The organism is Cognatiluteimonas lumbrici (assembly GCF_006476065.1).
Taxonomy (GTDB): domain Bacteria; phylum Pseudomonadota; class Gammaproteobacteria; order Xanthomonadales; family Xanthomonadaceae; genus Cognatiluteimonas; species Cognatiluteimonas lumbrici.
Map to the genome: position 1 here is coordinate 1,850,005 of NZ_ML636798.1, position 24,515 is coordinate 1,874,519.

Consider the following 24,515-nt stretch of genomic DNA (forward strand, 5'->3'; position numbering starts at 1 on the left):
GCCGTGACGGGGGGGCTGGCTATCATGCCCCGGCCATGAAGCCCCACCGATGACCGCGCGTCACCCCTCGCCCCCGTCGCGACCCTCCACCGCCACTGCCGCCTTCCTGCGCGGCGTGCAGCGACGTGCCGTGCTCGTTGCCTGGCTGCAGGCCGGGGACCAGGAGGCTGCGGCCGGAATCGCGGAGGCGGCCGCCCGCGCCTTCCTGCCGATGTCCGCGGACGTGCCGATGGAACAGTGGCCGGTGCGCTACTGGGGGTTGCTGGTGGATCACCCGGCGTTGCGCGCGCCGGCGCCCGGCGCGCGCTGGCCCGCCGGGCTGGACTGGCTGGGCGAGCTCGGCAACGGGCCGCGCGCGGCGGTGCTGCTGCGGCTGGTCGGCGGGCTCGAGCCCGCCGCGGTGGCGGCCGCGCTCGGCGTGGCGCCGGCCGCCGCGCACGCGGGATTGCGCGAGGCCTTGCCGTGCCTGGCCGACGGCCGCCACGACGCGCTCGCCTGGCAGGCCCGGCAACAGGCCTTGCGCGAGGCGCTGGACACGCTGCCCGCGGCGGCGCTCCCGACGCTCCCGGCACCTCCGGCGCCCGCGCGCACCGCTCGCAGCCACCGGGCCACGCCCTGGCTCTGGGCCGGCGTCGCCGCCTGCGCGCTGGCGCTGGCCGCGACCTTCCTGCCGCTCCGGCTGCCGGGGTCGCCGGACTCGGACGGGCCGCCGGACCTGGCGCGCGCCGAGAGCGATCCGCTTCCGCCCAGCCAGGCCCCGGCGGTGCCGCTGGAGCCCGACCTGGTGCTGCTGTCGCACCCCGACCTGGAGCAGCTGGCGAACGCGGAGGACGCGGCCGTGGTCGACGAACTCGGGCTGTACGCGTGGTACGCGGCGCGGCTGTCGCGGGACGCGCGCAGCCGCGGCGGGGAGGGCGACGGTGGGCGCTGAACGTCGCTGGCTGCTGCTGATCGCCGTGCTGGCGTGCTGCACGCTCGCAGGCGTCGCGATCGCGGTCTTGCCGCCGCCGGTGCAGTCGCGCATGGCGGCGCTGCCGCCCGAGGCGCGCCAGCAGTTGCAGGCGCGTGCGCAGTGGCTGCGTGCGATGCCTGCGGACCGGCAGCTCGCGCTGCGCGCGCGCGTGGACGCCTGGGAAGCGTTGCCCGCGGCCGAGCGTGCGCGCCTGCGCGAAGCCTGGGTGGCGTGGCGCGCCATGCCGGTGGACCGGCAGGCGCTCGTGCGTTCCGCGGCGCGCACCTTCGCAGGCCTGCCTGCGGAGCAGCGCCAGGCATTGCGCGATGAATTCGCCGCGTTGCCGCCGGACATCCGCCGCGGCTGGCTGCTCGGGCCGGTGCTCGGCGCCGAGTGGGAGGGGCTCGCGCCGCTGTTGATGCAGGTGCCGCCGGCGCAACGCGAGCCGCTGTTGCAGGTCCTGCACGCGTTGCCGCCGGCGCAGGTGCGCGACCTCGCGACGCTGTCGCAACGCACGCCGCCACAGGCGCGCGGCGCGCTGCGCGACGAACTCATCCGCACCGCGCCGGCGGAGCGCGGCGACTGGCTGCGCGCGCGCCTGCTGCAATAGGCGTCGGGGTTTCCGCGGCGACGCGGGTTGCAGTGGCGGGCGCCGGTCGCCATCATCGTCGCCACTGATGGGGACGGGGGAAGGCATGTCGGAGTTCGCGGTGGGCGTGCGTGCGCCAACCCCGGCGAACATGCCATGGCTGCACCTGGCGGCGCTGCTGCTCGGCGCCTGCCTGTTGCTGCTCGCATTCGGGCGCCTGATGGACGTCGGCGCGAACGTGGCCGGCCCCGGCGTGCAACGCTTCGACGGCGCCATGCTGGTCGCCGCCGACGGCGGCGAATCCGGCCCGGTGCCGATGCAGCTGCTGGGCAACTGCCACGCGCGCGGCGAATGCACCCGCCTCTACCGCATCCGCTTCCAGCACGACCCTGCAGGCGGCGCGTTGCAGGCGCTGTACATCCCGCAGTTCACCGGACGCCTGCAGGTGTCGCTCAACGGGGTGCCGGTCATCGACAGCACCCGCGGCCAGACCTCGCTGCGGCTCGGGCAGGGCGCGCCGCAGCTGGTGCCGTTGCCGGAGCAGATGCTGCGGCCGGGCGGGAACACCCTAGAGCTGGCGCTCGGCGGCAGGATGGGCGCCGGTGCCGTCGGGCCGGTGTACTTCGGGCCGGACGCGGAACTGCGCGACCACCACGAGGCGGCGCATTTCCTGGTGGTGGCGTTGCCGCGGCTGATGGACGGCGCGCTGTTCGCGATCGGCGCGATCATGCTGATGATCTGGCTGACCCGGCGCCACGACCAGCTCTACCTGCTGTGCGCGACGATATCGCTCGGGTTCGCGCTGTCCTCGCTGTCGCCGGTGATCGCCGGCGCCTTCGGCGCGCAGTTCCTGCTGCCGGTGAACGTGCTGCGCTTCCTCGGCGCCTGCCTGCTGCTGCCGTTCACCTGGCGGCTGGTGGGGCGCACGCCGCCGGTGCGCACGCGTTGGTTCCTGCTCCCGGCCATGCTGATGTACCTGAGCTTCGAGCTCCTGCCGGCGGCCTGGTCGACGCTGCTGGTCCCGGCGTTGTTCGTGCCGCTTGCGCTGGGACTGGGTGCGGTGGCGCTATGGGAGATGTGGCGCGCGGGCATCCGCGGCGGCGACCGCAGCGCGCTGGCCCTGCTCGCGACCATCGCCGTGCTGCTGTCGCTGGCCACCCGCGACCAGTTGGTGACCGCGGGCGTGCTCGACCGCGGCTACGTCCTGCTGGCGCGCTTCAACGGGCCGCTGCTGGTGATGCTCATGGGCGCGATCCTGCTGCGCCGCTTCTCGGACGGGCTGTCGCTGCTGGAAACCTTCAACGCGCGCCTGCACCGCGACGTCGCGGCCGCGCGCATGGAGCTGCGGGCCGCGTTCGAGCGCGAGCAGGCGCACGTGCGCAAGGCGACGCTGGAGGCCGAGCGCATGCGCCTGATGGGCGACCTGCACGACGGCATCGCCGGCCACCTGGTGTCCATCATCTCGCTGTGCGAGCAGCGGCGGCCGGGCGCCGACGGCAATGTTGGCGACACCAGCGAGGAGGTGGCGCAGGCCAGCCGCCGCGCGCTCGCGGACCTGCGCCTGGTGATCGACTCGATGGAGGACGTCGGCGACGACCTGGCGATGATGCTGACGGCGTTCCGCGATCGGGTGGAACCGCAACTGCGGCGCGCCGGCGTGTTCCTGGACTGGCAGGCGCGCAACCTGCCCGACCTGCCCGGGCTGGCGCCGGCGACCACGCTGGCGATCTACCGTATCCTGCAGGAGGCGGTGAACAACGCGGTCAAGCACTCGGGCTCGGAGACGATCGCGCTCGTGGCCGGCGCCTCGCCACTGCCGGGGCATGGCGTGCGCCTGGAAGTGCGCGACTCCGGGCGCGGCGGCGCCAGCGCCCGTCGTGGCGGCTACGGCATGGGCAACATGCACAAGCGCGCTGCCGCGCTGGGCGCGACGCTGTCGGTGGAGAGCGGAGCGGAAGGCACCCGCGTGCTGCTCGACCTGCCGCCGCGGCTGCCGGGCGAGGCGGGCGCGGCTACAGCTGGATCAGGTTCCGCGTGAGCGCCTCGAACACCGCTTCGCCGCGGCTGTTGACCTCGAGCTTGCGGTAGATGCTCTTGATGTAGTTGGGCACGGTCTTGCGCGAGATCCCCAGGCCGTCGGCGATCTCGTTGTAGGTCAGGCCCTTGGCGATGCCCCACAGGATGTCGATCTCGCGCCTGGTCAGCCCGAGCTGCGCGTTGCCTTCCTGCACGCGCGGGGTGTCCGGCTGCAGGCGGCGCAGGATGTAGCGTGCGATCGCCGCCGACAGCGGCGAATGGCCCTGCAGCACCTGGCGCACGGTGTCGCCGATGTCCTCGGGCAGCGCGTCCTTGACGATGTAGCCGCTGGCCCCGGCGGCGATCGCGGCGACCACGTTGCGCTCGTCGCACAGCACCGAGATCACCAGCACCTCGATCCCCGGGTGGTTCGCGCGCACTTCAGCGGTCAGCGCGGTGCCGTGGCCGTCCGGCAGCTCCAGGTCGGTGACCAGCACCTTCGGCGGGTCGGCCGCGATCGCCGCGCGCGCGTCGGCGATGTTGTCCACCGACGCCACATCGAAGCCGGGATCCGATGCCAGCGCCTCGTGCAGGCGCCGCCGGGTCGGCGGGTCGTCCTCGACGAGCAGGATGCGGATCGTTTCCATGGCGCCACCCTTCACAGCCAGGCCTCGAACGCGATCTTCGGCGCTTGCGACGGCAAACGCGAGATCCGGGCGATGTCGGCGGCCGGGCGGCCGAACAGCGCCTGCGACAGCGCATCGCCGTCCGGGGCCGCGGCGGCGCCGGGCTCGACCCCGCGGCGCGCGGTGATCAGCACCAGCACGTCGCTGCGGCGCGCGCTCGACTGCTCGGTGCCGAACAGCTTCGCGATACCCGGAATCCGCGACAGCCCGGGCGTGCCGCTGTCGGCGTCGCGCACGCTCATGGTCGCGCCGGAGCCGAGCGCGATCGCGCGCCCGAACGGGATCCGCGCGGTGGCCTCGGCCGAGGTCTTCTCGGTCTGCAGCACGGTGGCGTTGACGCCGCCGACGGTGTTGGCCGACAGGTTGGACAGCTCGAGTATCGCGGTCAGGTCGACGTAACCGTCGCCGACCTCGTTCGGGGTGACCTTGAGGTCCACGCCGACGTCGCGCTCGAGCGGCTCGGTCTCGTCGCCGGCAGGCACGATCAGCACGCTGCTGCCCTCGAAGAAGCGCGAGGTCGAGCCCGGGACCGCGACCACGCTGGGGCTGGCCTCGATGCTGAAGGAACCGCGCGCCAGCGAGGCCATGTTGAGCGCGTAGCTGACGCTCGGGACGGTGACCTCGATGTTGCGCTCGGTGGCGTGGGTCGCGCCGTCGTCGTCGCGTTCGTAGGTGTTGACCAGAGTGCCGCCGAACTGCAGCTCCAGCGCGTTGAGCAGGTTGATGCCTGCGTGGCTGTTGCTGTCGCGGCTCTGGCGGATGACGTAGGCGTCGATCGAGACGTTGCCGGCGGCGTGGTCGGCCTCGGCCGGCAGCGGCGCGGGATACAGGCGCGCGCGCACCTCCGCCGCCGGGCGGGCGCCTTGCCCGTCGGCGAGCCCGGCCGACACGAACGCCTCCGCGGCCCGCGCCGCGTCGCCGGCGGGCGCGCCGGTGCGGCGCGCCTCCGCGAGCGCGTTCGCGGCGAGGCCGAACTCGCCCGCGCGCCAGGCCACGAGCGCGAGCCCGTAGCAGAGCTGGTCGCAGCCGCCGCGCAGGCCCATCGCGTCCACGTAGCCGGCCAGCGCCTGCTGGTGGTTGCCGAGGCGGTAGTCGGTGATCGCCAGCGCGAACTGCGGCTGCCACCAGTCCGGAGCCAGCCGGGCCGCGTTGGCGAAGGCCACGCGTGCCACCTCGAGGTCGCCGCGGCGGCCGCGGTCGAGCAGGTAGCGGCCGTTGTCGTAGTGCAGGCGGGCGTTGGTCGGCTCGGCCCCGATCCGCGCGAACAGCTCCGCCGAGCGGTCGCCTGAGAAGCCGAGCCGGGCGAGCTCGCGCTCGGAGCGCGGCACGCTGGCGCAGCCGGCCACCAGCGCGCACAGCAGCAGCACGGGCAGGACGCGGGCGAGGCGGGCAGGGCGTGGATGGACGGGCATGGAAGGGGCTTCCCCTGGGGACAGGGCCAGCATCGCCCGCGCCGTCGGCGGGCGCGACGCCAGATTCATGGTGTGCCGCCCGCGGTCAGCCCCACACCAGGCTGGCGAGAATGGTCGCGGCGACCCCGAAGCCGAGCAGGAAGAAGTAGCAGACGCCCAGCACCAGGTACTTGAGCAGGGTCAGCGGCCAGCCCTGGCCGTAGACGCCCTTCTGCATCAGCAGCAGGTACAGCGGCATCCACACGAACAGCAACCCCTGCATCCAGCTGCACGCCGTCTCCAGCACCGGCAGCGCGTCCTCGAGCTCGGACAGGCCGATCAGCAGCAGCACCGCCAGGCACAGGAAGGCGTGGCTGTGCAGGGCCACGATCAGGTGTTCCATGTACAGCCGGCGCCTGAACAGGTAGATGATCTTCAGCATCAGCGCGAAGATCGGCAGCAGCACGAACAGCGTGGACGGCAGCGCGCCGAGCACCGCGTCCTTGAAGCGCTCCGGGTCGGCCTGCAGCTCGGCGGCGTTCTCGATGCCGTCGCCGATCTGCTGGTTGATCCAGCGGTCGGCGAATGCGGGCAGCCATGCAATGTCCACGGGGTTGGTCACCGGATCCCACTGCCTGCCGTTGAAGGACACGGTCAGGCCCTTGTCGGGATCGGGGTCGGTGACCGTCACCGTCGCCCTGCCGCCGCCGGGCTCGCCGTCGTTGTCGACGTGGAAGGTGAGCTGCGCGACGAAGAAGGTGACGATGCTCAGGAAGAAGAACAGCCGCACCGGGCTGACGTAGCGCACGCGGTGGCCGGCGAAGTACTCGCGGGTGAGGAAGCCGGGCTTGGCGAACAGCGGCCACAGGGTGCGCGGGGTGCGCGAATCGAGGTCGAACACGCTGTCGAAGAAGTCGCCGACGATGCTGCCGAAGTGGCGCACCAGTCCGTTCACCGGCTGGCCGCACTTGTAGCAGTGCGGACCGAGCAGCTCGGTGCCGCAGTTCTGGCAGCTGGTGGTGCTCGTGCTCTCGGTCACGCGGCCGGTCCCCGCGACTTCCCCTGCCGGTAAGATACGCGCTCGCCGCGTTCCGGCACACCCTGATGGCATCCACCACGCCCGCGCCCGGCTTCGGCCGCGAAGTGCGCACCACCGCGATCCTCGCCGCCCCGCTGGTGGCGGGGCACCTGTCCACCGGCCTGATCGGCTTCGTGGACAGCGCCATCGCGGGCCACCACGGCACCGAAACCCTGGCCGCGGTGGCGGTCGGCACCGCGCTGTTCTGGTTGCCGATGATGGTGCCGATGGGCACGCTGCTGTCGCTGCCGCCCTCGGTCTCGCAGCTCGACGGCTCCGGGCGCCGCGACGGGATCGGGCCGCTGTTCCGCCAGTCGCTGTGGCTGGCCGCGGGGCTGGGCGTGTTGCTGTTCGCCTTCCTGAGCTTCGCCGGCCTCGCACTCGAGCCGATGGGCATCGCGCCGGAGGTGCGGCCCGGCGCGCTCGCCTTCCTGCACGGCATCCGCTGGGGCGTGCCGGCGCTGACCCTCTACCTGGCGATGCGCTACCTCAGCGACGGCGTGCACTGGACGCTGCCGACCATGCTGCTCGGCTTCGGCGGGCTGCTGGTGCTGGTGCCGCTGGGCTACGTGCTGACGTTCGGGCTGCTCGGCTTTCCGGAAATGGGCGCTGGCGGGCTGGGCGTGGCCTCGGCGGTGATGATGTGGGCGCAGGCGCTGGCGTTCGCCGGCTACCTGGCGCGTGCGCGCCGGTTCGCCGCGCTGCGCCTGTTCGAGCGCTTCGAGCCGCCGCGCTGGGCGCCCATCCGCGAGTTGCTGCGCACCGGCCTGCCGATCGGCGTGACCGTGGCGATGGAGGGCGGCCTGTTCATCGTCACCGCGCTGCTGATCGGGCGGCTGGGCGCGGTCGAGGTCGCCGCCCACCAGATCGCGATCAACGTCGCTGCGCTGTGCTTCATGGTGCCGATGGGGCTGGCCGAGGCCACCACCGTGCGCGTCGGCCACGCGCGCGGGCGGGGCAGCTTCGAGGGCGTGCGCCGCGCCGCCTTCGCCGGCTATGCGCTGGCGCTGGTGACGCAGTCTTTCTCGGCGCTGGTGCTGCTCACCGGCCACGACCTGGTGGTGGCGCTGTACACCAGCGACGCAGCGGTGGTCGCGCTGGCATCGTCACTGCTGCTGTACGCGGCGGCGTTCCAGTATCCGGATGGCATCCAGGTGCTTTCCGCGGGCGCGTTGCGCGGGCTCAAGGACACCCGGGTGCCGATGTTCCTGGCCGCGCTGGCCTACTGGGGCATCGGCATGCCGCTGGGCGCGTACCTCGGGCTGGTGCTGGGCTGGGGGCCGCGCGGGATGTGGATCGGGCTGATCGCCGGGCTCTCGGTGGCCGCGTTCCTGCTCGCGCGCCGGTTCCTGCGCAGCAGTTCGGCCCGGTGACCTCCGGCGGATGCCGGCCCCGGCCGATGCCGGTAGGCTGTACCCGGACCCCTGGAGCACTTGCATGAACGAGCCACGCCGCCGCGGTCCCATCGTCCGCGTCATCGTCGGACTGTGGGACGCGATGAACTTCACCCGCCGGTTGTTCTTCAACCTGCTGTTCTTCGGCGTGCTGCTGTTCCTGCTGGCGATGCTGGCCTCCGGCGACAAGGCCCTGCCGCTGCAGGAGCGCACCACCCTGGTGCTGGCGCCGCAGGGCCAGCTGGTGGAGCAGTACAGTTCCGACGCTGCCAGCCGCGCGCTGGCGCGCATGTACGGCGACCCGGGCGCCGGCGAGGTGCAGCTGCGGGACCTGCTGCGCGCGATCACCGCGGCCAGGGACGACGCGCGCATCGAGCGCGTGCTGCTGCGCGTGGACGGCCTGCGCTTCTCCGGGCACGCGGCGCTGCGCGAGCTCGCCGCGGCAGTGCGCGACCTGCGCCAGTCGGGCAAGCAGGTGGTCGCGTTCGGCGAGTCGTTCGACCAGCAGCAGTACCTGCTGGCGGCGCAGGCCGACGAGGTCTACCTCGACCCGATGGGCGGGGTGCTGCTCGAGGGCCTGTCCGGCTACCGCGCGTACTTCCGCGAAGGCCTGCAGGACAAGCTCGGCGTGGACGTGCACCTGTTCAAGGTCGGCGAATACAAGTCCGCGGCCGAGCCGTTCGTGCTCGACGCCGCCTCGCCGGAGTCGAAGGAAGCCGACCTGTACTGGATGAACGACGTCTGGCAGCGCTTCCTCGGCGACGTCGCGCACGCGCGCGGGCTCAGCGCGGTGCAGCTCGCGGCCGGGATCGACGCGCTGCCGCAGGGGATCGCCGCCGCCGGCGGCGACCTCGCCGAGTACGCCATGGAACAGCGCCTGGTGGACGGGCTGAAGACCGAGGAGCAGGTGGACGCGCTGCTGGTGGAGCGCGGCGTGGCCGATGCCGATTCCGAGCACGGCTTCCGCGCGGTGACGCTGGATGCCTACCTCGGCCATGTCGACCGCGGCATCGCGCCGGTGGACGAGCGCCCGCAGGTCGCGGTGGTGGTGGCCGAGGGCAGCATCGTCGGCGGCGAGCAGCCGCCGGGCACGATCGGCGGCGATTCCACCTCCGCGCTGCTGCGCGCCGCGCGCGACGACGACAAGGTCAAGGCCGTGGTGCTGCGCGTGGATTCGCCCGGCGGCGAGGTGTTCGCCTCCGAGCAGATCCGGCGCGAGGTGGCGGCGCTCAAGGCCGCCGGCAAGCCGGTGGTGGCCTCGATGGGCGACTACGCCGCCTCCGGCGGCTACTGGATCGCGATGGACGCGGACCGCATCTACGCCAATCCGTCCACGGTGACCGGCTCGATCGGCATCTTCGGCCTGGTGCCCACGGTGCAGCGCTCGCTGGACCGCATCGGCGTGCACACCGACGGCGTCGGCACCACGCGCTTCGCCGGCGCCTTCGACATCACCCGCGCGCTGGACCCGGCGGTCGGGGCGGTGGTGCAGTCGGTGATCGAGGACGGCTACCAGGACTTCATCGGCCGCGTCGCGCGGGCGCGCGGCATGGACGAGGCGGAGGTGGACGCGGTCGCGCGCGGCCGCGTGTGGACCGGGGCGCAGGCGAAGGAGCGCGGGCTGGTGGACGACTTCGGCGGGCTGCGCGAGGCGGTGGCCGACGCCGCCGCGCGCGCGGAGCTGGGCGAGCCCGGCCGCTACCGCGTGCGCTACATGGACCGCGGCGCGAGCCCGTTCGAGCGCTTCTTCGGCCGCTTCGCCGAAACCAGGGCCGGGGCGGCGCTGCTGCGCGGCACCGGGCTGGGCGAGGCCCTGCTGGCGCGGGTGCTGCCGCGGGCCGCGGACCAGCTGCGGGTGCTCGAGGCGGCGGCCAGGCCGCGGCCGGGACGGCCGGTGCAGGCGCTGGCGTTCTGCTTCTGCGCCTGGTGATCCTGCAATACTGGCGGCCATGGACCCGAACCGCTGGCGACTGGATGGGCAACTGGCGCTGGTGACCGGCGGCAGCGCCGGCATCGGCCTGGCGATCGCGCGCGAGCTGCTCGGCTTCGGCGCGCGCGTGCTGGTGGTGGCGCGCGACCCGGTCGCGCTGGCCAACGCACGCGACGAACTGGCCGAGGAGTTCGGCGACGACAGCGTGTCCGCGCTCGCGGCCGACGTCGCCGACGAGGAACAGCGGCGCGAGATCCTGGACTGGGTCGAGGACCAGGGCGAAGGCCTGAACATCCTGGTCAACAACGCCGGCGGCAACCTCACGCGCCCGACCACCGAATACACCGAGGACGAGTGGCGCTCGATCTTCGAGACCAACCTGTTCAGCGCCTTCGAATTGTGCCGCTACGCCTATCCGCTGCTGCTGAAGCACGCGGCCTCGAGCATCGTCAACGTCGGCAGCGTGTCCGGCGAGACCCACGTGCGCAGCGGCGCGCCCTACGGCATGACCAAGGCGGCGCTGCACCAGCTCACCCGCAACCTGGCGGTGGAATGGGCCGAGGACGGCGTGCGCGTGAACGCGGTCGCGCCCTGGTACATCCGCACGCGGCGCACCTCGGGCAAGCTGTCCGACCCCGATTACCTCGACGAGGTCCTGCTGCGCACGCCGATGGGGCGGGTCGGCGAGCCGGAGGAAGTGGCGGCCGCGGTGGCGTTCCTGTGTCTGCCGGCGGCGTCCTACATCACCGGGGAGTGCATCGCGGTGGACGGCGGCTTCCTGCGCTACGGGTTCTAGCCGGTCAGGGCGCCGCGCAGGTGCTGTTGGCGAGGGTCGCCGCCAGCGTCTCGTATTCCAGGCGCTTCTCGCCATCGAGGCTGCCGGCGAAGCGCCAGCGGAACTCGGCTTCGCCGACCCGCTGCCGCCAACTCCGGCAGAGGGCCTCCTCCGGCACGGCGGTGCACTGGTCGACCACCCGCTCGCAGGCACGCGCGGCCGGCAGGCTGGTGCCGTCGATCCCGACCACCTGCAGCGGGGCGCAGCGCTGCGCCGGGGTCTCGTCCTCGGTCAGGTAGTCCTGGCCGTCCCAGGTGCGGCACTGGTACAGCGCGGGCGGCGGCGTGCGCTCCGCTTCCGGGACCGGGTCCGGCACCGCCTCGGCGACGAGCCGGTCGAGTTGCGCGTGCTCGGCCGCCACCACCTCCGGCATGCGCACCTCGCGCGGCACGTAGGCGGGCAAGGGCGGCGGCGCGTCGATCACCTGTTTCTCCTGGCGCTGGCCGGCCGGACAGGCGAGGTCGTTCTGGATGGTGACGTGGCCGTCGCGGTCGGTGCAGCGGTAGACCACGACCTGGTCGCCGGCGAACGACGACGGCAGGGCAGCCGCGAGCAGCACGGTTGCAAGGAGCGTGGTCGGTATCGCGGCGCGCGCCATCAGCGTCCCCCGCAGTCGGCGTCGAGCCGGGCGTTGATGCTGCGCTCCCGTGGCCGCAACGCATCGCGCTCGCTGGGCATGCCGTTGAAGATCGCGCGCCGGATCTCCGAGCGCTCCTCGCGCAGGCGCGCGCAGGCCTCGGCCTGCGGCAGCGGGTGGCAGGTGTCGCGGATCCAGGTGCCGGCGCCGGCCACCCAGCGCGGGCCGACGCCAGGCCGCCGCAGCGTGGTGCCGGTGTCGTCGATGCGGACGCTGCCGCCGGTGATCGCCAGCGGCGCGCGCTCCCCGCGCCGCACCGGCAGCGGATACCCCAGCGTCCACAGCGGTACCCAGCGCGGATTGCCGGCGTCGCTGTCGCTGGTATAGGTGTCGCCGTCCGGGGTGGTGCACTGGTACACCGGTTGCGGCGTGCGCAGCACGACGACGCGCTCGACCACGGGCGTGGGTGCAGGCTCGGGTTGCGGAGCCGGCGCGGGCGCCGGTTCGGGCCGCGGCGGCGGATCCTGCGGGGCCTGCATCGTGCGCACTTCCTGCGCCTGCCCGTCCGGGCACGGCGTGTCGCGCAGCGCGACGCGACCGTCGTCGGCGACGCAGCGATAGACCTTGAAGCTGTCCTGCGCCGACGCCGCGGCGACGGGCAAACAGGCGAGCAGCAGGGCGGCAAGCAGGCGCATGCCTGCATTCTGCTGCCCGTGGCGCATCGGACCAAGTCCCGGGGCGTCGCGCGTTCGCCGCGATTCAGGACCCGCGCACGAGCGCACCGGTACGTGCGTCACGGATGTCGCTCGGGCGCTCGCGGCCGCCGGTCTCGCCTTCGACGACACCGTCCAGCGCCGCGAGCAGTGCCGGATCGAGCGCGGCGCGGCGGGTCGGCGCCACCGTCCCGGCGAGGTTGGCGCTGGTGGACACGAGTGGCGCGCCGAACGCGGTGCACAACGCGGCAACCACCGGGTGCGCGCTGACCCGCACCGCGACGCCGTCGTGCGCGCCAGTGATCCAGCGCGGCACCCGCGCGGTGGCGGGCACGATCCAGGTGTTCGGGCCGGGCCAGCCGGCGTCCATGGCGGAGCGATGGACCGCGGGGATCGCATCCCAGTCGGCGAGGCCATCGAGCTGCGCGCGGTTGGCCGCGACCAGGATCAGGCCCTTGGCGACGTCGCGCTGTTTGATCCGCAGCAGCCGGGTCACGGCGCGCTCGTCGAAGGGATCGCAACCAATGCCCCAGACGCCCTCGGTGGGGTAAGCGAGCACGCCGCCGCGGCGCAGCAGCGCGGCGGCGGCGTCGATCGTCAGCGGACCGGCCACGGCGTGCCTCAGTCGGCGGCCTTCCTGGCCGCTGCCTTCTTCACGGCTTTCTTCGCCGTCTTCTTCGCGGCCTTTTTCGTGGTCTTCTTCGCAGCAGTCTTCTTCTTCGCGGTGGTCTTCTTCGCCGCCTTCTTCGCGGTCTTCTTCTCGACCGTCTTCTTCGCCGCCTTCTTGCCGAAGCGCCCGCGCATCGGCTTGCCGGTCTCCTCGAGCAGCTTCGTAACCTCCTCCAGGGTCAGCGACTTCGGGTCGCGGTCCTTGGGGATGCGGCCGTTGAGCTTGCCGTCGCTGATGTACGGCCCGAAGCGGCCGTTGAGCACCTGGATGTCGCTGCCGTCGAATTCCTTGATGATCCGGTTGCGCGCGATCTCTTCCTTCTCCTCGATCAGGAACACCGCGCGCTCGAGGTCGATGGTGTACGGGTCGTCCTCCTTCTTGAGCGAGGCGTACACACTGCCGCGCTTGGCGAACGGCCCGAAGCGGCCGATGCCGACGCTGACCTCCTCGCCGTTGGACTGCCCCAGCTTGCGCGGGAGCTTGAACAGCTCGAGCGCGTCCTCGAGCGAGATCGTGTGCATGCTCTGGCCCGGCCGCAGCGAGGCGAAGGTCGGCTTCTCCTCGTCGTCGGCGGTGCCGATCTGCGCGTACGGCCCGTAGCGCCCGAGGCGCACGCTGACCGGCTTGCCGCTCTTGGGATCGGTGCCGAGCTCGCGCGCACCGGTGGCCTCGCTGCGGTCCACGCTCTCGGTCTTCTCCGCCACCAGCGCCTTGAACGGCGCCCAGAACTTCTCCATCAGCGGGACCCAGTCCTCCTCGCCGCGCGAGACCGCGTCGAGTTCGTCCTCGAGGCGCGCGGTGAAGTCGTAGTCCACGTAGCGGCTGAAGTGCGCGCTGAGGAACTTCGACACCGCGCGGCCGACGTCCGTGGGCCGGAAGCTGCGGCTCTCCATCTCCACGTACTTGCGGTACAGCAGGGTCTGGATGATCGAGGCGTAGGTGGACGGGCGGCCGATGCCGTACTCCTCCAGCGCCTTGACCAGCGCCGCTTCGGTGAAGCGCGGCGGCGGCTGGGTGAAGTGCTGGTCGGCGTGGATGCGGTCCAGCGGCACGCGCTCGCCCGGCTTCATCGGCGGCAGCTTGCGGCCCTCGTCCTCGTCCTCCTTGCCCTTGGTGTCCTTGCCTTCCTCGTAGACCGCGAGGAAGCCCGGATCGACCACGGTGGTGCCGGTGGCGCGGAAGGCGTGCTCGCTGCCGGCGGCCAGGTCCACGGACACGGTGTTGAGCGTGGCCGGCACCATCTGCGAGGCGACCGCGCGCTTCCAGATCAGTTCGTACAGCCGGCGCTCGTCGTCGGTGAGGAAGCGCGCGACCTGCGACGGCGTGCGCAGCGCCGAGGTCGGGCGCACCGCTTCGTGCGCTTCCTGCGCGTTCTTCGACTTGGTGGTGTAGAAGTTCGGCTTGTCCGGCAGCGCCTTCGTGCCGAAGTCGCGCGCGATCACGTCGCGGATCTCGGACAGCGCCTCGCCCGACAGGTTGACCGAGTCGGTACGCATGTAGCTGATCAGGCCGACGGTGCCCTCGTCGCCGATGGCCACGCCCTCGTACAGCTTCTGCGCGACCTGCATGGTGCGCTTGGTGGTGAAGCCGAGCTTGCGCGCGGCCTCCTGCTGCAGGGTGGAGGTGGTGAACGGCGGCGACGGCCGGCGCTTGCGCTCCTTGCTGGCGACGTCGGTGACGTGCAGCGCGCCGCCGGCAGCCTTCCTGATGCGCTCGCGCGCGGCCTCGGCGCTGTCGCCGTCGGTGACCGTGAACTGCTCGAACTTCTTGCCGTCCAGCTTCACCAGCTTGGCGGTGAACGGCTGCACCGCGTGCGCGCACTCGGCCTCGATGCTCCAGTACTCGCGCGCGACGAAGGCTTCGATCTCCTCCTCGCGCTCGACGATCATGCGCAGCGCCGGCGACTGCACGCGGCCGGCGGACAGGCCGCGTTGCACCTTGCGCCACAACACCGGCGACAGGTTGAAGCCGACCAGGTAGTCCAGCGCGCGGCGCGCCTGCTGCGCGTCCACCAGGTCGCCGGCGATCGAGCGCGGCTGCTCCATCGCCTCGCGGATCGCGCGCGGGGTGATCTCGGTGAACACCACCCGGTGTAGCGGCTTGCCGTCGAGGATGCCGCGCTCGCGCAGGATCTCGGTGATGTGCCAGCTGATCGCCTCGCCCTCGCGATCCGGGTCGGTCGCCAGGTACAGCGCGTCGGCCGCCTTCGCCGCCTTGGCGATGGCGTCCACGTGCTTCTGGTTCTTCTCGATCAGGTCGTAGCGCATCCGGAACCCCTGTTCCGGGTCCACCGCCCCCTCCTTGGGCACCAGGTCGCGGACGTGCCCGTAGGACGCCAGGACCACGAAATCCTTGCCCAGGTACTTGTTGATCGTCCTGGCCTTGGCCGGCGACTCGACGATGAGGAGGTTCTTGGCCATGGCGGTGGGGTCCATTTTGCCGGGCATGCGCCGGAGGCGAGAGAAGGCAACGCCCGGGGGGTCGGCCCCGGGCGATTCCTTATTAATAGGTAAAGGGAGAAAGGGGAGCCGGTCAAGGGGGCGGGCCCTGGAGCCCGCCCCGGGCGCCCCGGAGCGGCTTCAGTCGCGGCAGGACGCCGGCAGGTAGCGCCGTTCCAGCTCCGAGGAGCACAGCCAGGCACCGCCGGGAGCGTCGTACTCGAGCCAGACCCGCTGGCCGTCGAGGGCCCCGGCCCCAGCGTCGCGGAGGGTGACCTCGATGGCGCATCGTCCCGACTCCTCCAGCAGGCCGGTGGCGATCCCCGCGACGCGGTCGCTCGCATAGGCGTCGGACGGGCCGATGCCGGCTTCGCCGTTCGCAGGACACTGGCCGGTCTCGGCATGGAACGCGGCCACCGACGCCTTCAGCGGGTCGGCTTGCCCGATCGCCTGCATCACTTGCGCCCGCTGCGTGTAGTCGTGGTACGCCGGGATCGCGATCGCGGCCAGGATCCCGAGGACGGCGATGAGGATGAACAGCGCGAACACGCCGACGATGACCGCGGCCATCCCGACGTGGCGCTGCTGGCGCTCCGGGGTGTCGGTATACGCCCACTGGTCGACCACCAGCGTGTCGGCGACGAAGTCGTGCAGCGCCTGCTTGCGCCGGGTGAACGCCGCCACCAGGAAGCCGATGTAAAGGGTGATGTACGACAACGCCGCCGCGAACCAGCGGCCGAACGCGCGGCCGCGGCCCAGCCGCTGGCCGTGTTCGTCGGTCACCTTGATGCCGAGCGCGCGCTTGCCGAGGGTCGCCTGGAAGCGGGAGCTTTCCTGCAATCCGTAGTAGAGCGCCGCGGCGACGTAATACAGCAGGATCCCCAGCAGGTACACGATCGCCAGCACGGCCCCGAGGGCCTCGTCGTCCATGCTGCTGCCGGGCGCGGCTGCCACGGCGATGATCCCGAGCACGAACAGGAGGGCGTAGAAGCCGACCCCGAGGATCAGGCTGTCGATGATGAAAGCGCCGAAACGACGGATGAATCCGGCGTGCACGACGTCGGTGTGTGGTTCGCTCAAGTTGTTTCCCCCTTCAACGGGCGCGCAGCGCCCACTCCCCAGGTCGCAAGGCGACCGACTCCCCAGGCGGCACGGCCGCCGTCATCTTCTTGTCTAGTGCAGCGGCTCGGGCTCGTCCAGGAACATCTGGGTTTCCATCCAGGCGTAGGCGGCCTCGGCGCCCGGCTGGTTGAACAGGGCCATCAGCACCACCCACTTCAGGTCCTCGAGGTCCACTTCGTCCTGGTCCAGGGCCATGGCGCGGTCCACCACCAGCTCGCGCTGGTCCGCGTCGAGCACGCCGTGCTGCTCGAGGAACAGCAGGAAGCCGCGGCAATCCACGTCCAGCTTGTCGAGTTCCGGCCCGAAGAACACGCGCGTGGGGCCGTCCGGGCGCCGCGCGGCCGCCGGGCGCTGTTCGGCGAGGGCGCCGAGCCAGTCGAACGCGCGGTTGATCTCGGGGGGGCTGAAGCCCGCCTGGGCGAGGTCCTGGAGCAGGGGGCCGTTGTTCAGCTCCTCCCGGTCCAGCAGCCGGCCGCCGGGGGGCGGGGCGGCATCGTCGGTCAGGTAATGCTCGAAGAGGTACAGCAGGACATCCAGGATGCTTTCTTTCATTTCCCTCTGCCGGTCAGCGCTTGCGGGAATAGCGGCCGTGTTCCACCACCACGCGTCCATCCAGCTCCATGAGCAGGAGCATGGAGGAGAGGGTGGCTGCCGTCAATCCGGTTCGCTCGACGAGGGCATCCATACCTGTTGGGTCGTGACCTAGTGCACGCCACAATTTCTTGTAGTCGGGATCTTCTGCGCTGGTTGAAGATGAATGCGGGCAGACGGGCGCCGGGAGGGCGTGCCCCCTTCGCTCCTCCAGGGCGTTTTGAGTCGTCGCGAAGGGGGCACGCCCTCCCGGCTCGGCTCGGGTTGGCATTCGATCGCGCAACGATTGGGCGAGAGCTTCGGCGACCTGGGCGAGGGCTTCGATCACTTCCTGGGGGGTTTCGACCAGCGCGGCGCCATCGCGGATCAGACGGTGGCAGCCGCGCGCTTTCGGGTTGTGGATGGAGCCGGGGATGGCGAAGACCTCGCGACCGGCGTCGGCGGCCAGGCGCGCGGTGATGAGGGCGCCGGAGCGGTGGGCGGCCTCGACGACGAGGGTGCCGAGGGCCAGGCCGGCGATGATGCGGTTGCGGCGGGGGAACTGGCCCTTGTGGACGCCGGTACCAGGCGGGTATTCGCTGGCGATGGCGCCGGTGGCGGCGATGCGTTGGTAGAGGGCCGTGTTGCGGCGGGGGTAGGGGACGTCGACGCCGGTGCCGAGCACGGCGATGGTGCGGCCGTCGGCGGCCAGGGCTCCGTCGTGGGCGGCAGTGTCGATGCCGGCGGCGAGGCCGCTGATCACCGCGAGGCCGGAGGCGGCGAAGGCGCGGGCGAATTCGAAGGCGATGTCGCGGCCGCCCGCGGTGGGGGCGCGGCTGCCGACGATGGCGACGCCCGGGTGCCACAGCACGCCCGGGTCGCCGGCGACGTGCAGGATGCGTGGCGGGTCGGGCGTGCGCCGCAGCAGCGCGGGGTAGTCGGGATCGTGCAGGGCGAGGCGCATCGCGCCAGCGTGGGCCGGAAACGGCGACGGCGCCCTCGGGCGCCGTCGCATGCTGGTGTCGGGAATCTGCCCCGGCCCGGTAAAGCCTGGCTCAGTAGGGCGCGTCCGGGTGCTTGAGCTCGTAGCCGACGCGGGTCGGCTTGGTGCTGTCCATCACCAGCGCGTAGCTCATGCGCTCGAAGGTGCGGAACACCATGAGGTGGCTGGCGAACTCGTCGGGCAGGCGCACGCGGCCGGCGGACGGCACGCTGTCCTCGGTGCGGTCGAAGCCGTAGGCGACCTTGTCCACCGCGTTGCTGCCGACGCGCCAGGCCGAGAACACGGTGCCGTTGTCCACGCCGTCGCGGGAGCCGACCGAGATCGCGACCACGTCGTGGGTGCCGCCGGTGGTCAGCATGTCGGCGACCGCGAGCACGCGCGCGCGGCCGTACTCGAGCTGCTGCGAGGGCGGATGCGGGAAGAAGCGCAGGTCGTAGGGCTGCGGCTCGACCGCCACGATGCGGTCGCCGACGCGCACTTCCTTGCCGTGCTCGTCGAGCAGCAGGGTCGCCGCCTCGATGCCGGCCACGGCGCCGCGGGTGATGGTGCCGGTGGCCACGTGCATCAGCTCGTAGCCGAGCAGCTCCTTGCCCTGGCTCGGGGTGACCACGTCGGTCCAGAAGTCCTCGGTGTCGAGGATGGTGCGGCCGCGGAAGTCGAGGTCGTCCTTGTGGAACAGGTCGCAGCACTCGGTCCGGTCCAGCCGGGTGAAGCGCTGGGTCGGGCGCACCACGGCGTAGCGCTGGCCGGGCTGCGCGCCGGCCAGGTTGGCGACGTAGGCGAGCTGGCCGTCGGCGCTGCGCAGGCGGTCGCCCTCGAGCCCGACCACGTGCGGCAGCTGCTCGTAGCCGTCGACGATGCGCAGGTCCTTCAGGAACGGGGCCACCTGCTCCAGCGGGATGCCGTCGATCGGGGCTTCCTCGCGCGGGCCCGGGTCCACCACCACGCGGTCCAGGTAGGACAGCGAGATCACGTCGCCGGGGTAGATCAGGTGCGGGTTGGCGATCTGCGGGTTGGCCTGCCAGATTTCCGGCCACAGCCACGGGCGCTGCAGGAAGCGGCCGGCGATGTCCCAGAGGGTGTCGCCGCGCTGGACCACGTAGGTGTCCGGATGGGAAGGGTTCAGCTCCTGGGCAACGCCCCAGGATGCAACGGTGAGCAGCGCGACGGCGAAACCCGTCCGCAGCCCTTGAGAAACGCGCTCAAGCTTGGCGGCCATCTACCTGCTCCCCTTGGAATTTCCCTCGTCCCAGGCGAGCCAATATAGCCCATGCGGCGCGGCCGGAATCAAGCAATTGGCGGTACAATTGAGGCATTCCGTGGCACGGATGCGCGCGGATGTGACCGAATCCACCCTTTGTCAGCCATGGCCCTGCTCCCGATCCTCGAATTCCCCGATCCCCGCCTGCGCACCAAGGCTGCGCCGGTCGACCCTGCCTGGGTGCCGGGCGAGGAGGCGCAGCGCCTGTTCGACGACATGTTCGAGACCATGTACGAGGCGCCGGGCATCGGCCTGGCCGCGACCCAGGTCGACGTGCACCGCCGCTTCATGGTCATCGACGTCAGCGAGGACCGCTCGCAGCCGCTGGTCTTCATCAACCCGGAGATCACCGCGCGCAGCGGCGAGCAGGTGTGCCAGGAGGGTTGCCTGTCGGTGCCCGGCATCTACGCCGACGTGACCCGCGCCGGCGCGATCACCGTGAAGGCGCTGGACCGCAAGGGCGCGGCCTTCGAAATGCAGGCCGTCGGCCTGCTCGCGGTGTGCATCCAGCACGAGATGGACCACCTCGACGGCAAGCTGTTCGTCGACTACCTCTCGCCGCTGAAGCGGGAGATGGTGCGCAAGAAGCTGGCGAAGGCGCGGCGCTCGGCCGCCTGACGCATGCGCATCGTCTTCGCCGGGACGCCGGAGTTCGCCGTTCCGTCGCTGCGCGCCGCGGCCCGCAAGGCCGAGATCGTCGCCGTCTACACGCAGCCCGACCGGCCGGCCGGGCGCGGGCGCGACCTGCAGGCCTCGCCGGTGAAGCTGGCCGCGCTGGAACTGGGCTTTCCCGTGCTGCAGCCCGACTCGCTGAAGTCCGAGCTCTCGCGTGACGCGCTGCGCGCGCTGCAGCCGGACCTGATGGTGGTCGTCGCCTACGGCCTGCTGTTGCCGCAGGCGGTGCTCGACATTCCGGAGCATGGTTGCTGGAACGTGCATGCCTCGCTGCTGCCGCGCTGGCGTGGCGCCGCGCCGATCCAGCGCGCGATCGAGGCCGGCGACAGCGAGACCGGCGTGTGCCTGATGCAGATGGAGAAGGGCCTGGACACCGGTCCGGTGTTGCTGTCGCAGCGCACGCCGATCGGCGCCGACGAGACCGCGGGCCAGTTGCACGACCGCCTCGCCGAACTGGGCGCGCAGGTGCTGTCCGACGGGCTCGGCCTGCTGCGTGCCGGGATGAAGCCGGTGGCCCGGCCGCAGCCGGACGCTGGCGCGACCTATGCCCGCAAGCTCGAGAAGTCCGAGGCGCGGCTGGACTGGTCGCAGCCGGCACCTGTGCTGGCACGCAAGGTGCGGGCGTTCCATCCGTGGCCGGTCGCGGAGGGGGCGCTCGCCGGCGAGCGCGTGCGTATCCATGCCGCCGAGGCGGTGGACGTCGCGCACGATGCCGCGCCCGGCAGCGTGCTGCAGGCCTCGCGCGCGGGCATCGACGTCGCCTGCGGCGAGGGTGCGCTGCGCATCACCCGGCTGCAGCGCGAAGGCGGGCGTGCGCTCGCCGCAGGGGACTACCTCAACGCGCGGCCGCTGGCCGCGGGCGCGTGAGCCCGGCCCCGGGCGCGGAAGTGCGTGCCGCCGCGGCGCGCGTGCTCGATGGCGTGCTGCACCGCGGCCGCTCGCTGAAGGCGGAACTGGGCGGCGCGCTGCCGGCGCTCGACGATCCTCGCGACCGCGCGCTGCTCGAGGCGATCGTGTTCGCGGCCCTGCGCCGGCGCGGCGCCTACGACGCCGCGCTCGCGGCATGGATGTCGAAACCGCCGGGGCGCCGGGACGCGCCATTGCGTGCGTTGCTCTACGCGGGATTCGCCCAACTCGACGCATTGCAACTGCCCGCGCACGCCGCGGTCGCGGCGACGGTGGAGGCCGCGCGCGTGCTCGGGCGCGCCCACCAGGCCGGGCTGGTCAACGCGTTGCTGCGCCGTGCCTCGCGCGAGGGCATCGCCGAGGGCGACCCCGCGACCGGATGGCCCGCGTGGCTGCTGGAGGCGCTGCGGCGCGATTGGCCGGGGGACGTGGGCGGCATCGTCGCGGCCAGCACGCGGCCGGCGCCGATGTGGCTGCGCGTGAACCGCCGCCGCGGCACGCCGGACGACTACCGCGCGCGCCTCGCTGAAGCGGGCATCGCGGCGACGCACGATCCCGCCTGCGTGGACGGTCTTCGCCTGGAAACTCCGGTGCCGGTCTCGGCCCTGCCCGGCTTCGAGGACGGCGACGCCTCGGTGCAGGACGGCAGCGCGCAACTGGTCGCCGATGCGCTGGCGCCGCCGCCCGGCGCGCGCGTGCTCGACGCCTGCGCCGCGCCCGGCGGCAAGGCCGCGCACCTGCTCGAGCGCGACCCGGCGTTGCGGTTGCTGGCGCTGGACGTGGACGCACGCCGGCTGCGGCGCGTCGGCGACACACTCGAACGCGTCGGCGTCGCCGCCGGCGCGAGCCTGCGCGAGGCCGATGCCACCGATGTCGCGCGCTGGTGGGACGGGGTCCCGTTCGACGCCATCCTGCTCGACGCACCCTGCAGCGCCACCGGCGTGGTGCGCCGCCAGCCCGACATCCTGCTGCACCGGCGTGCCAGCGACGTCGCCGCGCTGGTGCAGCTGCAGGCGCGGCTGCTCGACGCGCTGTGGCCGACGCTCGCGCGCGGCGGCACGCTGCTGTACGCGACCTGCTCGCTGCTGCGCGAAGAGAACGATGCACAGGTCGCGGCCCTTGTTGCGCGCACCCCCGATGCAAGGCTGCAACCGCTCGACGATCGCTTCGGTCGCGATACCGGGAACGGCTCGCAGCGGTTCCCTGGCGGGCAGGGCATGGACGGCTTCTTCTACGCGCGCCTCGAGAAAATGTAGGAGCGCCGCTCCTGCAGGTAGGATTCGCGGATGCCACACGACCGCACTTCCCGCGACACCTGGCTGTTCTGGATCCTGGCCCTGCTGGTGCTCGCCGCGGGCCTCGGCCTGCGCGACCCGTGGCCGGCCGACGAGCCGCGCTTCACGCTGGCCGCGAAGCAGATGGTGGAGAGCGGCGAGTGGCTGTTCCCGCATCGCGGCGGCGAGCTCTACCCGGACAAGCCGCCGCTGTTCATGTGGCTGCAGGCCGCCGGCTACACGCTGTTCGGAAGCTGGCGCGTCGCGTTCCTGCTGCCGTCGCTGCTGGCCGCGCTCGGCACGCTGTGGCTGGTCGTGGACCTGGGCACCCGGCTGTGGACCCGCCGCGTCGGCCTCTACGCCGGCTATGCGCTGCTGTTCGCGCTGCAGTTCACCTACCAGGCCAAGCGCGCGCAGATCGACCCGCTGGTGACGTTCTGGATCACGCTCGGGAACTACGCTCTCCTGCGCTTCTTCCTCGCACCCGCCGGCGACGACCGCGCACGCTGGGGCTTCTGGATGCTCGGTTGGTTCGCCGCCGGCCTGGGCACGATCACCAAGGGCGTCGGCGCGCTGGTGCTGCTGATGCTGGTGCCCGGCATCTGGGCGGCGCTGCGCGGATGGCAGGGCGCGCGCGCGCCGCTGGCGAGCTGGAAGACGCTGCTCGGTCCGCTCGCGTTCCTGGTCGCGGTGTCGCTGTGGCTGGTGCCGATGGCCACCGCGGCGCTCAACCATCCCGACCCGGCGTACCACGCCTACCTCGACAACATCCTGTTCAAACAGACCGCGCAGCGCTACGCGCAGTCCTGGGACCATCCGCAGCCGCCCTGGTACCACCTGCAGGTGATGCTGACCGCGTGGCTGCCGGCGATGCTGGCGCTGCCCTGGGCGCTGCCGGCCTGGCGCCGGCGCCTGCGCCGCCGCGACGCGCGCTACCTCTTGCCGATCGCCTGGTGGCTGCTGGCGGTGCTGTTCTTCTCGATCCCGAGCGGCAAGCGCGATGTCTACATCCTGCCCGCGCTGCCGCTCGCCTGCCTGGCACTGGCGCCGCTGCTGCCGGGGATCGTGCGCAGGGTGGCGGCGCAGCGGCTGGCGCTCGCCTTCACCCTGGTGCTGGCGGTGCTGCTGCTCGCGGCGGGCGCGGGCATGCTGCTCGGCGAACCGCGCTTCGAGCAGAAGCTGGTGCAGGACCGCGGCATCGCGCCCGCGCTGCTGCAGGCGGGGGCGTGGATGCTCGCCGGGATGGGCAGTTGGGGCCTGGGCTGCGCGCTGTGGTTCGGGCGCCGGCGCGCGGTCGCCGGCGTGGTCGCGCTGCTGGCCGGCCTGTGGGTGGCCTACGGGTTGGTCGCCTACCCGCTGCTCAACGACTCCAGCTCCGCGCGCGGCCTGATGCGCGACGCCGGCGCGCGCATCGGTCCCGACGCGCAGCTGGGGCTTGTGGCCTGGCGCGAGCAGAACCTGCTGATGGCCGACCGCAGCGTCGCCACCTTCGGCTTCAGCAAGCCGCCGCACGAGCAGATCCGGCTCGGCATCGAATGGCAGCAACAGGAACCCGCGTTGCGCTGGCTGCTGGTGCAGGACATCGCGATGCTGCCGTGCGTGGACCGCGCCCGCGCACAGGCGCTGGACAGCGCCAACCGCCGCGGCTGGTGGCTGCTACCCGCCGCCGCCACCGCCGGCTGCCCGTAGCAGCGCGTATTTCCGGTACACGTAGCGGGCGTGCAGGAAGTGGTAGCGCGGGGCGCTGCCGCCATCGAGGAAGCCGCCGCGCAGCACGAAGTTCTTGAGCCAGTGCGCGGCCGCGTGCAGCGGCGCGGCGAGCGGGCCGGCGCGCTTGCCCGCGGCGCGCCGCTGGCGCGCCCACAGCGCCGCGTAGCGGTCGAGCTTGGCGGCGTACTCGGCGTCGCTGCGCGCGGTGTCGTGCTCGATGCGCGCGGCGACGCCGGCGACGCGCCTGCCGGCCAGGTCGAGCTTCTCGTGCACGTCCGCGGGCAGGTAGCGCAGGTCGGGGCGGAACAGGCGCTCGACCGGCTCGCGTCCCCAGCCGCCATGGTCGAGCGCGGTGCCCAGGTAACGGGTGCGCCGCGGCAGGCGCCAGACGTCCGCGCGCTCCACGCCGCCATCGGCGAACAGCGCGCGCAGCGCCGTGTCCGCGCCCTCGCCGAGCCATTCGTCGGCGTCGAGCAGCAGCACCCACGGTTGCGACGCCTGCAGGATCGCCGCGTTCTTCTGCGCCGCGAAACCGAGCCAGGGCTGCTGCACCACGCGCGCGCCGGCGGCCTCCGCCACCGCGACGGTGTCGTCGGTGGAGCCGGAGTCGAGCACCACCACTTCGGCGCACAACGCGGCCAGGCTGGCCACGCAGCGGCCGATGCGATCGCCCTCGTCCTTCGCGATCACGACGCCGCTGATCGGGAGCCGGTCGGCCTGCATGC

Annotated in this window: 21 protein-coding genes and 1 pseudogene; 10 read left to right on the forward strand and 12 right to left on the reverse strand. The window is 72.4% G+C overall.

Annotated elements, in window-relative coordinates; all coding sequences use genetic code 11:
• Positions 1-49: 49 nt before the first annotated feature.
• From E4F25_RS08955 to E4F25_RS08965, 3 genes are all read left to right on the forward strand, one after another.
• A complete protein-coding gene (locus E4F25_RS08955) occupies positions 50-931 on the forward strand; it encodes a hypothetical protein (protein WP_140909800.1) in 882 nt (293 codons plus the stop codon).
• Positions 921-1,562: a DUF3106 domain-containing protein gene (locus tag E4F25_RS08960; RefSeq protein WP_181168250.1), complete on the forward strand. Its 642-nt coding sequence runs from the start codon at positions 921-923 to the stop codon at positions 1,560-1,562. The genes E4F25_RS08955 and E4F25_RS08960 overlap by 11 nt, the downstream gene beginning before the upstream one ends.
• A gap of 85 nt (positions 1,563-1,647) precedes the next feature.
• Positions 1,648-3,579, forward strand: coding sequence for a sensor histidine kinase (locus tag E4F25_RS08965; protein WP_140909801.1), 1,932 nt, complete (start codon positions 1,648-1,650; stop codon positions 3,577-3,579).
• Here the strand turns inward: E4F25_RS08965 and E4F25_RS08970 are convergent.
• From E4F25_RS08970 to E4F25_RS08980, 3 genes are all read right to left on the reverse strand, one after another.
• Positions 3,554-4,204 (reverse strand): response regulator, encoded by a 651-nt coding sequence (locus tag E4F25_RS08970; RefSeq protein ID WP_140909802.1) that lies wholly within the window; start codon positions 4,202-4,204, stop codon positions 3,554-3,556. The two genes, E4F25_RS08965 and E4F25_RS08970, sit on opposite strands and share 26 nt — an antisense overlap.
• A gap of 11 nt (positions 4,205-4,215) precedes the next feature.
• Positions 4,216-5,655 carry a hypothetical protein gene (locus E4F25_RS08975; protein ID WP_181168251.1) on the reverse strand — a complete coding sequence of 480 codons (1,440 nt, stop codon included), beginning with the start codon at positions 5,653-5,655 and terminating at the stop codon, positions 4,216-4,218.
• An 85-nt stretch (positions 5,656-5,740) separates the two neighbouring features.
• Positions 5,741-6,673 (reverse strand): DUF3667 domain-containing protein, encoded by a 933-nt coding sequence (locus tag E4F25_RS08980; protein WP_181168252.1) that lies wholly within the window; start codon positions 6,671-6,673, stop codon positions 5,741-5,743.
• 65 nt (positions 6,674-6,738) lie between these two features.
• Between E4F25_RS08980 and E4F25_RS08985 the strand changes: the two genes are divergently transcribed.
• The 3 genes from E4F25_RS08985 (at position 6,739) to E4F25_RS08995 (ending at position 10,832) form a co-directional block, all read left to right on the forward strand.
• Positions 6,739-8,085: an MATE family efflux transporter gene (locus tag E4F25_RS08985; protein WP_140909805.1), complete on the forward strand. Its 1,347-nt coding sequence runs from the start codon at positions 6,739-6,741 to the stop codon at positions 8,083-8,085.
• Between the two features lie 64 nt (positions 8,086-8,149).
• On the forward strand, positions 8,150-10,036 hold the full coding sequence (gene sppA / locus E4F25_RS08990) for a signal peptide peptidase SppA (protein WP_140909806.1): 1,887 nt from the start codon (positions 8,150-8,152) through the stop codon (positions 10,034-10,036).
• Positions 10,037-10,055: 19 nt separating this feature from the next.
• Positions 10,056-10,832: an SDR family oxidoreductase gene (locus E4F25_RS08995; RefSeq protein ID WP_140909807.1), complete on the forward strand. Its 777-nt coding sequence runs from the start codon at positions 10,056-10,058 to the stop codon at positions 10,830-10,832.
• A gap of 4 nt (positions 10,833-10,836) precedes the next feature.
• Here E4F25_RS08995 and E4F25_RS09000 read toward each other — a convergent pair whose 3' ends face one another.
• The 8 genes and pseudogenes from E4F25_RS09000 to E4F25_RS09035 all read right to left on the reverse strand — a co-directional run bounded on the left by E4F25_RS09000 (position 10,837) and on the right by E4F25_RS09035 (position 19,183).
• Positions 10,837-11,469 (reverse strand): DUF4124 domain-containing protein, encoded by a 633-nt coding sequence (locus E4F25_RS09000; protein ID WP_140909808.1) that lies wholly within the window; start codon positions 11,467-11,469, stop codon positions 10,837-10,839.
• Positions 11,469-12,143, reverse strand: a complete 675-nt coding sequence (locus E4F25_RS09005) for a hypothetical protein (RefSeq protein ID WP_140909809.1) — start codon at positions 12,141-12,143, stop codon at positions 11,469-11,471. The genes E4F25_RS09000 and E4F25_RS09005 overlap by 1 nt, the downstream gene beginning before the upstream one ends.
• 64 nt (positions 12,144-12,207) lie before the next feature.
• A complete protein-coding gene (locus E4F25_RS09010; protein ID WP_140909810.1) occupies positions 12,208-12,774 on the reverse strand; it encodes an L-threonylcarbamoyladenylate synthase type 1 TsaC in 567 nt (188 codons plus the stop codon).
• An 8-nt stretch (positions 12,775-12,782) separates the two neighbouring features.
• Positions 12,783-15,251, reverse strand: coding sequence for a DNA topoisomerase I (locus E4F25_RS09015; RefSeq protein ID WP_140909811.1), 2,469 nt, complete (start codon positions 15,249-15,251; stop codon positions 12,783-12,785).
• A 159-nt stretch (positions 15,252-15,410) separates the two neighbouring features.
• Positions 15,411-16,349 carry an RDD family protein gene (locus E4F25_RS09020; RefSeq protein ID WP_140909812.1) on the reverse strand — a complete coding sequence of 313 codons (939 nt, stop codon included), beginning with the start codon at positions 16,347-16,349 and terminating at the stop codon, positions 15,411-15,413.
• 93 nt (positions 16,350-16,442) lie between these two features.
• The gene (locus tag E4F25_RS09025; protein ID WP_140909813.1) at positions 16,443-16,943 is read right to left on the reverse strand and encodes a DUF494 family protein; all 501 of its coding nucleotides are present in this window, start codon (positions 16,941-16,943) and stop codon (positions 16,443-16,445) included.
• Between the two features lie 13 nt (positions 16,944-16,956).
• Positions 16,957-17,910 (reverse strand): annotated as a pseudogene (dprA, locus tag E4F25_RS09030) (DNA-processing protein DprA); the annotation flags it as partial.
• A gap of 106 nt (positions 17,911-18,016) precedes the next feature.
• Positions 18,017-19,183 (reverse strand): LysM peptidoglycan-binding domain-containing protein, encoded by a 1,167-nt coding sequence (locus E4F25_RS09035; protein WP_140909815.1) that lies wholly within the window; start codon positions 19,181-19,183, stop codon positions 18,017-18,019.
• 147 nt (positions 19,184-19,330) lie between these two features.
• Between E4F25_RS09035 and def the strand changes: the two genes are divergently transcribed.
• The 4 genes from def to E4F25_RS09055 are packed head-to-tail and all read left to right on the forward strand — an operon-like array spanning position 19,331 to position 23,769.
• Positions 19,331-19,843, forward strand: a complete 513-nt coding sequence (gene def, locus E4F25_RS09040; RefSeq protein WP_140909816.1) for a peptide deformylase — start codon at positions 19,331-19,333, stop codon at positions 19,841-19,843.
• 3 nt (positions 19,844-19,846) lie between these two features.
• Entirely contained in the window at positions 19,847-20,767 is a 921-nt protein-coding gene (gene fmt, locus E4F25_RS09045) for a methionyl-tRNA formyltransferase (RefSeq protein ID WP_140909817.1), read from the forward strand.
• A complete protein-coding gene (gene rsmB, locus E4F25_RS09050; protein ID WP_140909818.1) occupies positions 20,764-22,062 on the forward strand; it encodes a 16S rRNA (cytosine(967)-C(5))-methyltransferase RsmB in 1,299 nt (432 codons plus the stop codon). The genes fmt and rsmB overlap by 4 nt, the downstream gene beginning before the upstream one ends.
• Positions 22,063-22,092: 30 nt before the next feature.
• Entirely contained in the window at positions 22,093-23,769 is a 1,677-nt protein-coding gene (locus tag E4F25_RS09055; RefSeq protein WP_140909819.1) for a glycosyltransferase family 39 protein, read from the forward strand.
• Here the strand turns inward: E4F25_RS09055 and E4F25_RS09060 are convergent.
• A complete protein-coding gene (locus E4F25_RS09060; protein ID WP_246069897.1) occupies positions 23,737-24,513 on the reverse strand; it encodes a glycosyltransferase family 2 protein in 777 nt (258 codons plus the stop codon). The two genes, E4F25_RS09055 and E4F25_RS09060, sit on opposite strands and share 33 nt — an antisense overlap.
• Positions 24,514-24,515: the final 2 nt, after the last annotated feature.